General features: G+C 67.7%; 13 protein-coding genes. 5 read left to right on the top strand and 8 right to left on the bottom strand.

What is annotated here, in order from left to right:
- Positions 1-6: 6 nt before the first annotated feature.
- Positions 7-1383, bottom strand: coding sequence for an NADP-dependent succinic semialdehyde dehydrogenase (locus EPN51_RS11600; protein ID WP_293042241.1), 1377 nt, complete (start codon positions 1381-1383; stop codon positions 7-9).
- Positions 1384-1463: 80 nt separating this feature from the next.
- Here EPN51_RS11600 and EPN51_RS11605 point away from each other — a divergent pair, with 80 nt between their 5' ends.
- The gene (locus EPN51_RS11605; RefSeq protein ID WP_293042244.1) at positions 1464-3110 is read left to right on the top strand and encodes an acetolactate synthase large subunit; all 1647 of its coding nucleotides are present in this window, start codon (positions 1464-1466) and stop codon (positions 3108-3110) included.
- 65 nt (positions 3111-3175) lie between these two features.
- Positions 3176-3649: a DUF309 domain-containing protein gene (locus EPN51_RS11610; protein ID WP_293042247.1), complete on the top strand. Its 474-nt coding sequence runs from the start codon at positions 3176-3178 to the stop codon at positions 3647-3649.
- A 51-nt stretch (positions 3650-3700) separates the two neighbouring features.
- On the opposite strand, the gene EPN51_RS11615 is transcribed toward EPN51_RS11610, so the two are convergent.
- Entirely contained in the window at positions 3701-3910 is a 210-nt protein-coding gene (locus EPN51_RS11615; RefSeq protein WP_293042250.1) for a UsfY protein, read from the bottom strand.
- 161 nt (positions 3911-4071) lie between these two features.
- Complete coding sequence (locus tag EPN51_RS11620; RefSeq protein WP_293042253.1) at positions 4072-4380, bottom strand: hypothetical protein; 309 nt, start codon at positions 4378-4380, stop codon at positions 4072-4074.
- A gap of 284 nt (positions 4381-4664) precedes the next feature.
- On the opposite strand from EPN51_RS11620, the gene EPN51_RS11625 reads away from it, so the two are divergent.
- Positions 4665-5369, top strand: a complete 705-nt coding sequence (locus tag EPN51_RS11625) for a helix-turn-helix domain-containing protein (protein ID WP_293042256.1) — start codon at positions 4665-4667, stop codon at positions 5367-5369.
- Between the two features lie 99 nt (positions 5370-5468).
- Here the strand turns inward: EPN51_RS11625 and EPN51_RS11630 are convergent, their stop codons facing one another.
- The 3 genes from EPN51_RS11630 to EPN51_RS11640 all read right to left on the bottom strand — a co-directional run bounded on the left by EPN51_RS11630 (position 5469) and on the right by EPN51_RS11640 (position 6716).
- Positions 5469-5696: a hypothetical protein gene (locus EPN51_RS11630; protein WP_293042259.1), complete on the bottom strand. Its 228-nt coding sequence runs from the start codon at positions 5694-5696 to the stop codon at positions 5469-5471.
- A 234-nt stretch (positions 5697-5930) separates the two neighbouring features.
- Complete coding sequence (locus EPN51_RS11635) at positions 5931-6488, bottom strand: DUF488 domain-containing protein (protein ID WP_293042262.1); 558 nt, start codon at positions 6486-6488, stop codon at positions 5931-5933.
- A gap of 15 nt (positions 6489-6503) precedes the next feature.
- Entirely contained in the window at positions 6504-6716 is a 213-nt protein-coding gene (locus EPN51_RS11640) for a DUF2945 domain-containing protein (RefSeq protein ID WP_293042265.1), read from the bottom strand.
- 105 nt (positions 6717-6821) lie between these two features.
- Between EPN51_RS11640 and EPN51_RS11645 the strand changes: the two genes are divergently transcribed.
- On the top strand, positions 6822-7733 hold the full coding sequence (locus EPN51_RS11645; RefSeq protein WP_293042268.1) for a LysR family transcriptional regulator: 912 nt from the start codon (positions 6822-6824) through the stop codon (positions 7731-7733).
- A gap of 111 nt (positions 7734-7844) precedes the next feature.
- Positions 7845-8999, top strand: coding sequence for an NAD-dependent formate dehydrogenase (locus tag EPN51_RS11650; RefSeq protein ID WP_293042271.1), 1155 nt, complete (start codon positions 7845-7847; stop codon positions 8997-8999).
- A 2-nt stretch (positions 9000-9001) separates the two neighbouring features.
- Here the strand turns inward: EPN51_RS11650 and EPN51_RS11655 are convergent, their stop codons facing one another.
- Both EPN51_RS11655 and EPN51_RS11660 read right to left on the bottom strand, forming a co-directional pair.
- The gene (locus tag EPN51_RS11655) at positions 9002-10477 is read right to left on the bottom strand and encodes a lipase maturation factor family protein (protein WP_293042274.1); all 1476 of its coding nucleotides are present in this window, start codon (positions 10475-10477) and stop codon (positions 9002-9004) included.
- A gap of 87 nt (positions 10478-10564) precedes the next feature.
- Positions 10565-14842, bottom strand: a complete 4278-nt coding sequence (locus tag EPN51_RS11660) for an alpha-(1->3)-arabinofuranosyltransferase (protein ID WP_293042328.1) — start codon at positions 14840-14842, stop codon at positions 10565-10567.
- Positions 14843-14962: the final 120 nt, after the last annotated feature.

Consider the following 14962-nt stretch of genomic DNA (forward strand, 5'->3'; position numbering starts at 1 on the left):
GGAGCTTCAGCCGACCCAGACCGTCTTGGCGTTGCAGAATGCGCGGATGCCCAGGCCGGCGAGCTCGCGGCCGTAGCCCGATCGTTTGACGCCGCCGAACCCCAACTCCGGGTAGGACACCGTCATCCCGTTGATGAAGACCTGGCCGGCCTCGATGTCGTCGACGAAGCGCTCCTGCTCGGCCTCGTCGTTGGTCCAGGCGTTGGACCCCAGCCCGAAGGTCGTGGCGTTGGCGATCTCGATGGCCTCATCGATGTCGGCGGCCCGGTACATCGACGCGACCGGACCGAATACCTCTTCGGTGTAGAGCTCCATGTCCTTGGTGACGTCGGTGACCACCGTCGGCGGGTAGAACCATCCCGGCCGGTCCAGCGGCTTGCCGCCGGTGCGCAGCGTGGCGCCCGCGGCGACGGCGTCCTCGACCTGCTTGGCGATTTCGTCGCGGCCCGACTCGGTGGCCAGCGGGCCCACGTCGGTGCCCGGGTCGGTCGGGTCACCGACGGTGAGCGCCTCCATCCGCTCGACGAACTTGTCGACGAACGCGTCGTAGATGTCGGTGTGCACGATGAACCGCTTGGCGGCGATGCAGGACTGACCGTTGTTCTGCACCCGGGCGGTGACGGCGGTCTTGACGGCCTCGTCGAGGTCGGCCGTGGGCATCACGATGAACGGGTCGCTGCCGCCGAGCTCGAGCACGGTGGGCTTGATCTCGTCGCCGGCGATGGCCGCCACCGATTGGCCGGCGGGCTCGCTGCCGGTCAGGGTGGCCGCCGCGACCCGGGGATCGCGCAGGATGCGCTCGACGGCGCCGGAGGGAACGAGCAGCGTCTGGAAGCACCCCTGCGGGAAGCCACCGCGGGCGATGACGTCGGAAAGGTACAGCGCGGTCTGCGGGACGTTCGACGCGTGCTTGAGGATCCCGACGTTCCCGGCCATCAGCGCCGGGGCCGCGAATCGCACGGCCTGCCAGAGCGGGAAGTTCCACGGCATCACGGCCAGCACCACGCCCAGCGGCTGATAGCGGATGTAGGCCTTCTTCGCGCCGACCCTGCCCGCGTCGGCCGGCTCGTCGGCCAGGAGCTTTTCGGCGTTCTCAGCGTAGTAGCGAAAACCCTTGGCGCACTTCAATACCTCGGCCTTGGCCGACTTGAGGGTTTTGCCCATTTCCAGGGTCATCATGGCGGCGACATCGTCGGCCTCGGCGTCGAGGAGGTCGGCGGTGGCGTTGGCCCACTGCGCGCGCTGCGCGAAGGTGGTGGAGCGGCGATAGTCGAGGAAGCGTTCGTAGGCGCGGGCGATCGCGGCATCGACTTCCGCATCGGTGGCCGGGGTGAAGGTCTTCACCGTCTCGCCGGTAGCCGGGTTAATGGTCGCGATGGGCACGCTGACATCCTCCGCTCGGGTATTCGGTGTGAAGATCCACCACCCAGCCTGCCACTACTGTGGCCAACGGGAGGTGTCGGATGACCAAAGCCGCTGAGCTGATCGTCAAGTGCCTGGAAAACGAGGGCGTTTCCGTCGTGTTCGGGCTGCCCGGCGAGGAGAACATCCGATTCGTGCAGGCGCTGGCGTCCTCCAGCATCCGCTACGTGCTCACCCGGCACGAGCAGGCCGCCTCGTTCATGGCCGAGATGTATGGGCGGGTCACCGGCCGGGCGGCGGTGGTCTCGGCCACCCTGGGACCCGGCGCGATCAACATGCAGCTCGGCGTCGCCGACGCCACCACCAACAGCACCCCGCTGGTCGCCATCTCCGCGCAGGTGGGCCACGACCGGGAGTTCAAGGAGTCACACCAATACGTCGATCTGGTGTCGATGTTCGCCCCGATCACCCGGTGGTCGGCCGGTATCCCGACCGCGCGCGCTATCCCCGAGATGGTGCGTAAGGCGTTCAAGCTGGCGGAGTCCGAACGTCCGGCGGCGGTCTATCTCGCGGTGCCGGAGCACATCGACGCGGATGACGCCGACTACGACCTGGGACCGTTGCCGCGCAATGTCGTCCGCCCCGACGCCCCGGCGCCCCGGCAGGTGGAACGCGCCGTCGAAATCCTGCGCCACGCGCGGCACCCGGTGGTGCTGGCCGGGCACGGCGCAGCGCGCGCCGACGCCACCAAGGCTCTGGTGCGCTTCTCCGACGAGTTCGGCATCCAGGTGGCCAACACGTTCCACGGCAAGGGCGTCATGCCCGATGATCACCGCAACAGCATCGGGACGCTGGGCTTCATGCGGCACGACTACGTCAACTTCGGATTCGACAACGCCGACGTCGTCATCGCCGTCGGCTACGAGTTGCAGGAATTCGACCCGATCCGGATCAACCCGCAGGCCGACAAGAAGATCATCCACATTCACCGGTTCCCGGCCGAGGTCGACGCGCACTACTCGGTCGACGTGGGGATCATCGGGGGCATCGGCGATTCGCTCGACGCGCTCACCGACGCGCTTTCGGGTCACAGTTTCAGCCACGCCGCCGACGTACCCGGGTCGGGCCTTCTCGCTGAGGAATTCGCTCGGGGCCAACAGGATTCGCGCTACCCGCTGGCACCGGCGCGGGTGGTCGCCGACACGCGCGCGGCGCTGGGCCGCAGCGACGTCGTCCTGGTCGACACCGGCGCCACCAAGATGTGGATGGCCCGGCTTTACCCGACATACGAGCGGAACACCTGCCTGATCTCAAATGGCCTGTCCACCATGAGCTTTGCCCTGCCCGGGGCGCTGGGCGTCAAGCTGGCGCAGCCGGAGTCCAAGGTGCTGGCCGTTGTCGGCGACGGCGCGTTCCTGATGAACTCGCAAGAAATCGAGACCGCCGTCCGCGAGCGGATACCGCTGGTGGTGCTGATTTGGGACGACGGCGGGTACGGGCTCATCGAATGGAAGATGGACCTCGAACTCGGGGCGCATTACTACGTGAAATTCAACAATCCCGACACGGTGATGTACGCAGAAAGCTTCGGCGCCAGGGGGTATCGGATCAACAGCGCCGAGGAGCTGCTGCCGACGCTGCGCGCCGCGCTCGACGACGACGGCGTCTCGCTGATCAGCTGCCCGATCGACTATTCGGAGAACCTGCGGCTGACCGACCGCCTCGGCGAGCTGGACGAAACGCTGTAATTCTCAACTCCATTGCGCGAGTGTGGCGGGTGACGGCGCGGCCCCGAGCTTGTCATGATAGATAGATGGCGCAGCGTGATCGCGATGAATCCGGCCGGCCGCGAAGTGCCCGACCGCGGGACACCCTGGGGCGACCGCTTCCGCCGGGCAGTGCAGGCGTTCCCCGCATTCCGGAGGACCTGGCGCTGGCACCGGCCGAGACCCTCGCGTATGCCCAGGATCTGCTGGATCGAGGCCTCGCATTCAACGCTCACGAGGTGCTCGAGGCCGCATGGAAGAACGGTCCGACCAACGAGCAGGCACTGTGGCAAGGCCTGACGCAGCTCGCGGTGGGGATCACCCACGTCCAGCGGGGCAATCTGAAGGGTGCAGCCACGCTGCTTCGCCGAGCCTCCGCCCACCTTGCCCGCGAGGATCGGCCGGCACGGCACGCAATCGACGTCACCGGGTTGGTGGACTACGCCGACGCGTTGATCAACGACCTCGCGGCCGGGGCCGATGTCACCGCGTCGCGGCTACGACCCCGCCTGGTGGTCTGACATGTCCGGTAACCCCACCGGGATGGGCGCCGCGCAGTAGCGGCGTTCGGACTACCAGTCCTGTTGATTTTCCAAGAGGGTGACCCGGCGAAGTTCCACGACGAACCATAACGTGGCGGCGACGGTGGCCAGTAGCGCGATGATCGCCACGGTGGTGAGCCATTCGTAGTGTTGGTAGGCGGCGACGGCCAAGCTGGCGATAATGCCGGACAATGCGACGCCCAGCAGAATGAACCCGGGCCAGAAGAAGTTGTCTTTCATGGTGAGACCGGCGCGAGGATTCGCAGTCCGGTGGCGATCCGTCGGGTCGTGATGTGTGTCTCCCATGGCGTCCTTTCGTCAGTCAATTCCCTAGTGACTCAGTAACATCGGGGGTGTCTGCGCTTCTCACGCGCGGGTGGATAACCGGTGCTTCGGATCGATCAGGCCTTGGTCAAATTGAGCCCGGCATCACGGGGAAGGTAGACGTCGAAGACAAGGATCGCGCCGATCGTTGTCACGAGCCAAACCATGACCGTGGCGGCGAGCCATGATGCGGCCCCATAGATGCTCAGGCCGTGCGTTGACACCGCAGCAACGCCCATCGCGCCAAGGGTCAGGGTCAGACCGGTGCATCCCAGCAGCAGCGACGCGTATCCACGAGGCAATTTCAAGATCTTCAGTGACAGGGTGGTCTGCGTTATCGAGAAAAACACCACGGCGACGATGAGGCCCGATGCCGTCAGTACCACATGGGGAACGGTCCGTGCCGCCAACGCCAACCCGATCGTCCACGTTGCCGACCGCGCAGCGGTTCGGAGCACAAAGTACTTCACGACGCCGGCGCCTTTACTACGGCAACATCTGATCGCGGTCGGCAATGCGCGCGGGTAGCCTGATCGTCAAACCGTTTAATGAGGGCGGCGCTGGCTCGGAAGGTGACCATGGCGGCTCCTGAAACTAACAGATAAGTAATTATATTTTAGAAATGATTGGCAGTAACGTCAAGGCTCTTGTGATCTAGAAGTCAGGTGCGATGGACCAATTGCGACGCGACGCCTCCGGGATCGGTGCCCTCGCCGACCCGGTGCGCTACGAGCTGTATCAGTTTGTGTGTTCGCAACCCGGACCGGTGAGCCGTGATCAGGCAGCCGAAGTGGTGGGAATCGCCCGGCATCAGGCCAAGTTTCATCTGGATCGGCTGACGGCCGAGGGCCTGCTGGAATGTGACTACGCTCGGTTGACAGGTCGGTCCGGCCCGGGAGCGGGACGCACCTCGAAACTGTATCGGCGAGTCCACCGCGACATCGCGGTCAGTTTGCCGCAACGTCAGTACGAGTTGGCCGGGCGGCTGATGGGCAAGGCCATCGTCCAATCCCAGCAGAGCGGTGCGCCCGTAGTAGAGGTGTTGTACCGCAATGCCCACGACTACGGCCGGAGCATCGCCGATACCGTGCTCCGCGCCGCGCGGCGGCCGCTGGCCGGCGCGGGGGCCGCGCTGAAGTTGGTGACACGGTTGTTGCGAGAGTATGGCTATGAACCGCACCACGACGACGACGGGGTGTATCTGGTCAACTGCCCGTTCCATGCGCTGGCTCAAGAGCAGACCGAGTTGGCCTGTGGCATGAACCATGCGCTGATCGATGGGATGGTCGATGCGTTAACCCCGCATTGCCTGGAGGCCCGGCTGCAGCCGACCCCGGGCCGGTGTTGTGTAGTCGTGGTACCAAGCGCCGAATAGCTCTCGGGGACAGCGCATCTGTTCCTCGCGTGCGGGCGACGCAGACATCGCGATACGCCAAACCTTCTGGGCGAGAAGGGTTCTCGTGGCGCAAGAAGCTCAGGGGCGGAGGGGATTGACGCGAATGAAGTATTCACCCATGCTGATCCGCCCGGCCGCGAAAGCGATCAGATGTCCGATGTCATCGAGGCTGGGAAACTTGCCCTGCAAGACGCTGGTGGCGATCACGCTGCGCACGGCGCACCGGTCGGCGTGCGGTAGGTCTGCGGCCCGTTCGTCGACGATGTGCCACATCAGCGCCAAGTCATCTGCATCGTCCCATGTCACGACCCCTCACACGATCCTTACGGGTTGGTGACCGATGGTGACCAGAGCTCCTCGAAGCTAACGGACAATATCTCATACCTTAGAACTGTGCGGCTTCCACATCAAGCGCTTTCGTCGTGGGTTGCGATGGTTTCTGCCTGAGTACACGACATCTGGGCCGGCGCGGCTCGCTGAGCGGGCGTGGGGGAGCGCCGACGCGGTCGAGCGCAAGTTCCGGGTGCCGTTGATGCCGTTTCAGGCACTGCCGGCGTTCGCTGGGTACGTTACGAGCTTGCGATCGTCGACGATGGGTGTGGCGCCCCATTGGCCGAGTCGGTGCTGACGCGGGGCGGATCCGATCATCAGGTGCCATACCGTCCAGCCCTGGGCGACAAGGCTGTTCGCGATCAATAGCCGATGGCATCGCCATGGCAGCGGCTCGCCGCACATGATCGCGAGTCGGTGCGAGCGGGCGAGGGTGAGCAGTCGTGTGAGGCCGTGTTGGTATTCGTTGCTGAGGGTGTAGTCCGCGTAGTTCTTGAAGCTCATGTTTTGCCAGCCCGCGTTGATGCTGGGATCGACGTTTTGTCGACGGCGGCGGCCCCCGAGTTCGGGAAGGTGGAGGTAGCCGATACCGGAGTCGTTGAGCCACCGCGACATCTCCGCACTTCCGAACTGCGGGTTGCGTCGCGAGCCAGGCTGGGCGCGCACGTCGACGAGCAGGTTGATACGGGCGCGATCCAGGGGCTCCAAGAAGGTCGGCACCGGGCATGTCCAATGTCCGATGGTCCAGATCTCGCCGGGGCCGCTCATGGGCGTGTGGTGCCTCTAGTCGATCTTCTCCAGGGCGCCGCCCTTGTGCATCGCGATGTGGTCGGTTCTGTCGCTTCTGATCTCGTATTGCGGGTCGTCCTTCGTGCAATGCCGTTGATGGCCTTTGTACTCGGTGTCACGGGTGTGCTTTTTTACGATGACACCGCTGACGTGTCCGGCTTCCGAATTCCACCGGACGTGGTCTCCGACCTCGAAATGTTCCGGCATCGTGCGTCCCCCTCGTCTGCGTTTCGCTTCGGTTCATCAATCATCGCGCTGAATCGTCTCGGGATCGATAGTCGGCGGCGGTCGGCCGCGTGGTCGAATGGGCCCATGCTGTTTCGCCAGCTCGAGTACTTCGTCGCGCTCGCCTCCGAGCGCCACTTCGCGCGCGCCGCGCGGGCTTGCTACGTGTCCCAGCCCGCGCTCTCGGAGGCCATCCGCAAGCTCGAATCCGAACTCAACGTCCCGCTGGTGCGGCGCGGGCAGAGGTTCGAAGGCCTCACTCCCGAAGGCGAGCGGTTGGTGCCCTGGGCGCGGCGCATCCTGGCGGACCGCGACGCACTCAAACAGGAAGTCACCGCGCTGCAGGCCGGGATCACCGGCGACCTGCGGCTCGGGGTGGTCCCGGCGGCCTCGACCACCGTTGCGCTGCTTACGGATCCGTTCTGTGCCGCGCATCCGTTGGTACGGGTCCGGCTCGAGGTCAATCTGCGTTCGGCCGGCATCGTCGACAGGGTCCGCAAGTTCGAATTGGATGCCGGCATCCTCTATCCGGACCAACAGGACACGGCCGACCTGCTGGTCACCCCGCTCTACCACGAGCAGCCGGTGCTCATCGCCGCCGCCGAACTGCTCGACGGCGAATCGGAGACCATCACGTGGTCGGACGCCGTGCAGCTACCGCTGTGTCTGCTGACCCAGGGCATGCGTGGCCGCCGGGTCATCGACGACGCGCTGGCAACCCACGACCTCCAAGTGACACCGCAGCTGGAAACCGATTCCGTGGCAGCACTGTTCGCGCACGTCCGCACCGGCCGGTGGGCGAGCATCGTGCCTCAACCGTGGATCCACACCCTCGGCATACCCGCCGGGGCCAGGATGCTGCGGCTGCGGCGGCCCTCCGTCACCGCGTTGATCGCGCTGGTCACCAACCGGGCGGAGCCGGGCTCGCTGCTGACCCGCGCGCTGCGACGGACCGCGCGCGAGGCCCGCATCGGTGCCACGCTCAGCGAGCCGTCCTAGCCACCGCCTCGGCTGATCGGCGTTGCCTATCAGCTGGTCGGAATCGCGTCTTGGACAGCCCCGGGGTCGCCCCCCGAGACTGGGCTTGATCGTCAGTCAAAGGAGAATTCAATGGCCAAGTGTGTGATGGTGCTCTATCCCGACCCCGTCGACGGATACCCGCCGACCTACGCGCGCGACAGCATCCCGACGATCCACGGATACCCCGACGGCAGCACCGTACCGACTCCGTCGACGATCGACTTCACCCCCGGTGAGCTCCTCGGCTGCGTGTCGGGCGCGCTCGGCCTGCGCAAATTCTTCGAAGACGCCGGGCACGAATTGGTGGTGACGTCGGACAAGGACGGCCCCGACTCGGAGTTCGAACGCGCGTTACCCGACGCCGAAATCGTGATTTCACAACCGTTTTGGCCTGCCTACCTGACCAAGGAACGTATCGCCAAGGCGCCCAGACTCAAGCTGGCGTTGACCGCGGGCATCGGCTCGGACCACGTGGACCTGGATGCGGCGCAAGAGCGCGGGATCACCGTGGCCGAGGTGACCTACAGCAACAGCATCAGCGTCGCCGAGCACGCGGTGATGCAGATTCTGGCGCTGGTCCGCAATTTCGTCCCGTCGCACCGGTGGGTGGCCGAGGGCGGCTGGAACATCGCGGATTGCGTCGAGCGGGCCTACGACCTCGAGGGCATGGATGTCGGCGTGGTCGCCGCCGGACGGATCGGGCGTGCGGTGCTGCGCCGGCTTGCTCCGTTCGACGTCAAACTGCACTACACGGACACGCGCCGGCTGGCGCCGGACGTGGAGAAGGAACTGAACGTGACGTTTCATCCCACGGTGGAGGCGCTGGTGCGGGCCGTCGACGTGGTGTCCATCCACTCGCCACTGTACGAAGACACCCGCAGGATGTTCGACGAAAAGCTGATCTCGACGATGCGGCGCGGCTCCTACATCGTCAACACCGCCCGCGCCGAGGAGACCGTCCCGGAAGCGATCGTGGATGCGCTGCGCAGCGGCCGGCTCGGGGGTTACGCCGGAGACGTGTGGTACCCGCAGCCGCCGCCACCCGGGCACCCGTGGCGGACCATGCCGAATAATGCGATGACTCCGCATGTTTCGGGCACCACGTTGTCCGCTCAGGCGCGCTACGCCGCCGGTACCCGGGAGGTCCTGGAAAACTGGTTCGCCGGCAAGCCCCTTCGCCCGGAGTATCTGATCGTCGAGGGCGGAAAGCTGGCGGGCACCGGGGCTTTGTCCTACCAGAAGTAGTCCTACCAGAAGTAGTCGTGGGACCTCGGATTCGCCGTCGACGGGGCCATGGGCGGCACGTAGCCACCCACCAGCGCGCGATGCCACCACGCCCGATCACGCCGCAGTTCGGCTGCGGTGGTGAAGCGGTACTGGTAGAGCTGTGCACGCACATACCGGGGCGGCGAATCCGGGAAGGGATTGTGGCGCAACAGACGCAGGGTCGGCCGGTCGTTGCGCAGCAGCCGCTGCAGCAACGGCCTCAGCCAGGGCTGCGCGTAGCCCGGCGAGATCGCGGCGAACCACATCAGCCAGTCCAGACGCAGGTGATAGGGGGCCCACTGGCGCGGCAGCCTCCGCAGACCGCCCGGCTTGCCTTTGAATTCGTATTCCCGCCAGAGGGTCTGGTCGGTGAGGTGGGTATCGTCGGTGCCCTCGATCACCACCTCGCGGCGGATGCGCCCGATGCTGCCGAACGCCCCGTAGGTATTCACCAGATGAAATGAGTTGAACGACATGTTCATTCGCTGACGCGAGGAGAGCATGTTGCGTATCGGCCAATAGCTCATGAACAGCACGGCGGCCGTGACCGCGACGACCAGGCCGACAAACCACGGCGGCTCTGACAAATAGGCCGCCGGCCGGCCGTGCGTCGGGTGAAGGTTCCGGGGCACTAGCAACGCGACCGACGAGTCGTCGATGGCGCTGCACGCCAACAGGATCGTCGCCCAGTTGAGCCAGGCGAAGTTGCCCGACGCGACCAGCCACAACTGGGTGACGACGATGATCGCCGCGGCCACGCTGGCCGCGGGCTGCGGCGCGAACAATCCGAACGGCACGATCAGCTGCGCGAAATGGTTACCCGCCACCTCGATCCGGTGCAGCGGTTTGGGCAGATGGTGGAAGAACCAACTCAGCGGCCCCGGCATGGGCTGTGTTTCATGGTGGTAGTACAAGCACGTCAGATCGCGCCAGCACGGGTCGCCGCGCATCTTGATCAGCCCGGCACCGAATTCGACTCGGAACAACAGCAATCGGACCATCCACAACGTCAGCACCGGAGGTGCCACGTCGTGGTTGCCGACAAAGATCATCAGAAACCCGGTCTCGAGCAGCAGCGACTCCCAGCCGAACGAGTACCAGGTTTGGCCGACGTTGACGATCGAGAGATAGAGCACCCACAGCGTCAGCCACATCAGCATCGCCGCCCACAGCGGTACCGCGTCAGCGGCCCCGGCGACGACGGCCGCCGACAGCGCCGCACCGAACCAGGCGGCCGCCGCAAACAGCCGATCGGAATAGCGCAGGTGAAAGATGCTCGGCGTGCGCCAAAACGACTGCCTCGCCACAAACCGTGGAATGGGCAATATCCCGTGTTCACCGATGAGCGCGCGGAACTGCGCTGCGGCCGCGACGAACGCCAGCAGATAGATCGCGGCGGCGCCGCGCTCGAGCACCAGTCTGCCCACCCAATATTCGGGCGCGGAAAACCAGCTCATGGCGCTCACTCCTCGGGTGGTGCCGGTTACACCACCCCGCGTATCCAGTCAATCAGCCGGTAAACGGGTAGCCAATACCCCGGCGAATTATTCGTCGCCCGGCTCGCGCGCCCGGTTGGGTACCGCAACCACCGAGGCGGTCAACAGCGCAAGCGAAACCAATGCCAGCAGTTGGATATTCGCGGAATGGCCGGCATAACCGTCGACCGAGCGCCAGGGTTGCCGCGACAGTGCCGCCCCGGCCATGATCAGCCCGCCGGCGCTGCCGACGAGCGCGAGTCGCTCCCAGCGCCGCCCGTGCAGCGCATACCGCAGGGCCAGGGCGGCGCCCATCACCATGGCGCCGCCGACACCGGCGATCACTGCCCCCGCGGCCACCGCCGGGACCGCCGCCCATGCCCCGGGTCGCCATGGCGGTGCCGGTGCGGCTGCGTCGTCGACGTCCCTTCTGGTGCGCCAGAAGGCGAGCATCGCCAGCAGCGGCAGCAAGGCCAGGCCCACGGCCAGGCCGGCGCGGTAGAGCGAGTTGGAGGCGAACGTCAGCGTGATGGTGCCGGGGTCGCCCGCGGGAACCACCCAGCCCTGCTGCCAGCCGTTGACGACGATCGGCGTCAGCCGGGTCCCGGTGCCGGTGTGTGCCACCCAGCCGGGGTTGATGCTTTCGGGGATGACCAGGACGCGGGAGGTGGCCGAGGGGGCGGCCTGGACTTCGCGCCGGTCCGGTCCCCACGCCCGCCAGGACGAAACACGTTGCGCCGGTGGGGCTTCGGCGGTGGGTGAGGTCGACAGTTCGGCTCCGTCGACGACGAACTGCGCGCCCGGGTTGATCAACAGCTCCTGTTGGCCCGCGGGCAGCGCGATCGGGTCGCGGTCGCACGGCACCACCGCGAGGGGCTGGTCATCCAGTATCGCCCCGACCGTGGTGTGAATCGCGGTGCGCACGAACCGGCCCGCGACCGCGATGACGGGGCCGACGTCGCAACCGACGGTGAGTGCCCGAACGCGGTTGCGGGCGGCGTCGGCGGGTGCGATCGGGTTGCCGTCGGCGCCGAGCGCGGCCACCTCGGCCAGGCCGGGCGGCTTGAGCTGGTCGAAGCCCAACGCGTTGCGGTCGATGACGTCGTCCCAGTCCAGCAGGCTGATGGTCACGGTGTCGGTGACCCGGGGCTTCAGCGCGAGCGTGTGCGCCCGCCCCGCCCCGCTGGAATCCCCGCGGTCGGGCTTGACCGCCGCGACTTGTGGGCCGTCGCCGAGGTTGACGGCCACCACCGTCGGATGCACGGGCAGAGCCGCGCGGCTCGGAACCAGGCGCAGCCCGGTGACCTCGGTGGGGCGTGGCAGGGTGAGCGTCAGGGTGGGCGGCGTCTTGTGCTGCACCACCCGCTGCGGCGCCGTCCACGCGGTGGCCGGGTCACCGTCGGTGGCCGCGTAGGCCGAGCCGAGCACGTCCACCGAATCCGAATCACCGTGAGCCACAGTGGTATTGGGTTCGGCGATCAGGGCGGCCAGCTTGGGGCCCTGCCGGGGCCGCACCCACACCATCGGGGTGACTGACACCGGTGCCGGCACCGTCAGCGTCCGGCTGAAGTTCACCGGCTCCTCCGGGGCCAGGGCCATCGACGGCGCGCAGCGCACGCTGTCGGGCGCCGGGGCGCAGCCTGGCCTGCCGAGCAGTTCCGATCCCAGGTCCCACCCCGTGATCGGCGAGCCGGGCGGCGGTCCGGGCACCCGCACGGTGTGCCGCAGGTCGACCTGGTGGGCGAACCCGGACGCGTCGTACTGGGTGATCGTCAGGTCGGTGATGCCGAATTGGACCCCGGCGGATCCGTCGTCGGTGCCCGCGGCCGTGATCCGCACCCATGGGGTTTCGCCGTAGGGGAGCGCCGCGGCGAGCGGCTTGCCCGGCTCATCGAACCGCAGCGTGGTGCTGCCGGTGGCGGTTTCGATCAGGATGCGGCGGACCTGGGAGCCGACGGCGGTTGCGCTGGGCGTCAACGTGATTGCCGCGTTGGTCACCGGGTGGTCGAAATCGATCTGCATCCACTGGCCGACGGCGGACTGCAGCGAGTTGGACACCCAGGCGGTCGCCGAGTCCCCGTCGATCGCGGCGGCCGGGGAGGTCGCCGGTGCGACGTCGGGCATCGCGGTGGAATCCGACGATGAGCTCGAAACCGTGATCCGGCCGCCCGTCCAGGCGCCGGCCACCGGCTCGGCGCCGGGGACGGGATAGTCGGGCACCCGGTTGTAGGTGTGCCGCGCGTCGCCGGGGGCCCGGGTCGCCGACGAATGTTGGTCCACCCGGCCGTAATCCGTCTCCCGGGCCACCGGGGTGTCGGTGACGGTCACGCCGGCCCCCGGCGGCAGCGGCAGCCCGGCGGCGCGCGCATCGGCGGTCATCAGCACCGGGCCCAGCGGCGGCTGGCCCAGCAGCCGCCGCCGTTCGTCAAGGCGCAGCAGCACTTCCGGCCCGCCGTCGACCCGGGTCAGCCGGTCGGCGTCGGCGAAGTAGGGCGTGGCGGGGTCACCGGGATCACCGGGATGGCCGGGACCGCCATCGCCGCCGACGGAAAAGATCTCGATCGCGGGGTAGCGCGGCCGCAATCCGCCGTCCGCGACGAAGCCCGCCAGCGTGCCGGGCCCCACCGGAGCACCGAACTGCGCCACCTTGCGTAGCCCCGGCGAGCCGTCGACGGCGCGGTGCACCAGGATCGGCCGCGCCGAGCGCGACGTGTCCGGATCCAGGTCGTTGCGCACCACCAGATACGAAATGCCTTGTCGCACCAGGGTATCGGCCAGGCCGGCCGAGGGCCGGCCGGCGGCGAACAGGCGCTGCACCGAATCGAGCGCCCGGATGGTTTGCGGCGGGGTCAGCGGGATCGAATCCCGCACCCCCCACGGGCTGGCGCCCAGCACCTGCAGCGGCTCGTCGTGGCTGGTGCCCCACACCTGGGTGGCGAACGGCGCCCCAGGGACGACGAGCACCCGCCCGGGTGTGGGTGCGCCCGTGTTGTGCTCGGTGAGCCAGCCGGCGGCTTCATGCCAATAGGGCGGGATCGCGCTGAACGTTCCGGGCGGAGTGAGCCGACCGGTCCACGCCAGCGACGTGCTGACCATCAGCGCGGCCAGGACCACCATCGCGGCCGCGACCCGTTTGTCCCGTTCCGGGTGGGCGAACGCCCGTAACCACACCGGCGTCGGCGCGCTGCCCGGTAGCGGTATCCGGCCCAGCAGCTGGGCGATGCCCAGTGCCACCGGGATACCGATCGCCGACCCCAACTTGTGCACGTTGCGCAGGGGGGCGCCGCCGGCGTCCAGGAAGGCCTGCACCGCGTGCGCCACCGGCGAGCCCAGCCCGCCGCTGTAGCCGGCGGCCATCAGCACCACCCCGACCAACAGCATCGTCACCAGCCGGCCGCGGGCCGGCATGGCCGGGCCGGCCAGCCCCGCCAGTCCGGCGGCAGCGACCAGGCAGGTGCCCAGGATGGCGGCCGAACCGGTCACCAGCGGGGCGCCCGCGGTGGCGGTCGGCGCCACGTACGGAGTCCAGCTGTCGGTTCCGCGCAAAATCTCGGTCAGCGACGACCATTGCGTCGTCACGCCGGAGGATTCGATGAAGTCCAGGAACGGGGGGCTGATGGCGCGCAGCATCACCAGCGCCACCACCCACCACAGCGTGGCCAGCAGCAGCGCCACCACCCACCACCCGGTGTAACGCCACCACAGCCGGTTCGGTCGGTGGCATGCCCACCAGATCACCGCGGGCAGGCAGCCGGCCAGGGTCGCGATGGCGTTGACCGCGCCCATCAGGGCGACGGCCAGACCCGCCCGCGCGGCCAGCGCGCGCACGGACCGATCCGTCGAAGCCCGCAACGCGAGGATCGTGGGCAGCAACACCCACGGCGCCAACATCATCGGCAGGGTTTCCGACGAGATCGACCCGAGGGTGGTCAGCACCCGCGGCGACAGCGCGAACGCGGCCGCGGCGATCACCCTCGAGGCCGGGCTGCCGATCCGCAGCGCCTCGGCGACCCGCAACAGGCCCCAGAAGCCGACGGTGAGCAGCAGCGCCCACCACAGCCGCTGGGTGATCCAGCCGGGCACCTCCAATGCATGACCGATCAGGAAAAAGGTGCCGTGCGGAAACAGGTATCCGTAGGCCTGGTTCTGCGCCTGCCCGAACGGCAGCTCGCTGTTCCACAGATTGGTCGCGCGCGCCAGAAAACGCAGCGGGTTCGCGGTCAGGTCGAGTTTGGTGTCGGGGGAGATCCGCCCGGGTGATTGCGCGAACGTCAACGCCAGCGCGACCGCACCGACCAACCACAACCAGCGGCGCGACACGGGCCCGGCCGTCGAGCACGAGACCAGCGGCGGCGACCCGCTGCGCCCGGCTTCGCCGCGCTTGCGATCGCCGCGATCAGACGGCGGCGACCCGCTGCGCCCGGCTTCGCCGCGCTTGCGATCGCCGCGATCAGACGGCGGCGACCC

This window comes from Mycobacterium sp. (assembly GCF_004298145.1).
Classification (GTDB): Bacteria; Actinomycetota; Actinomycetes; order Mycobacteriales; family Mycobacteriaceae; genus Mycobacterium.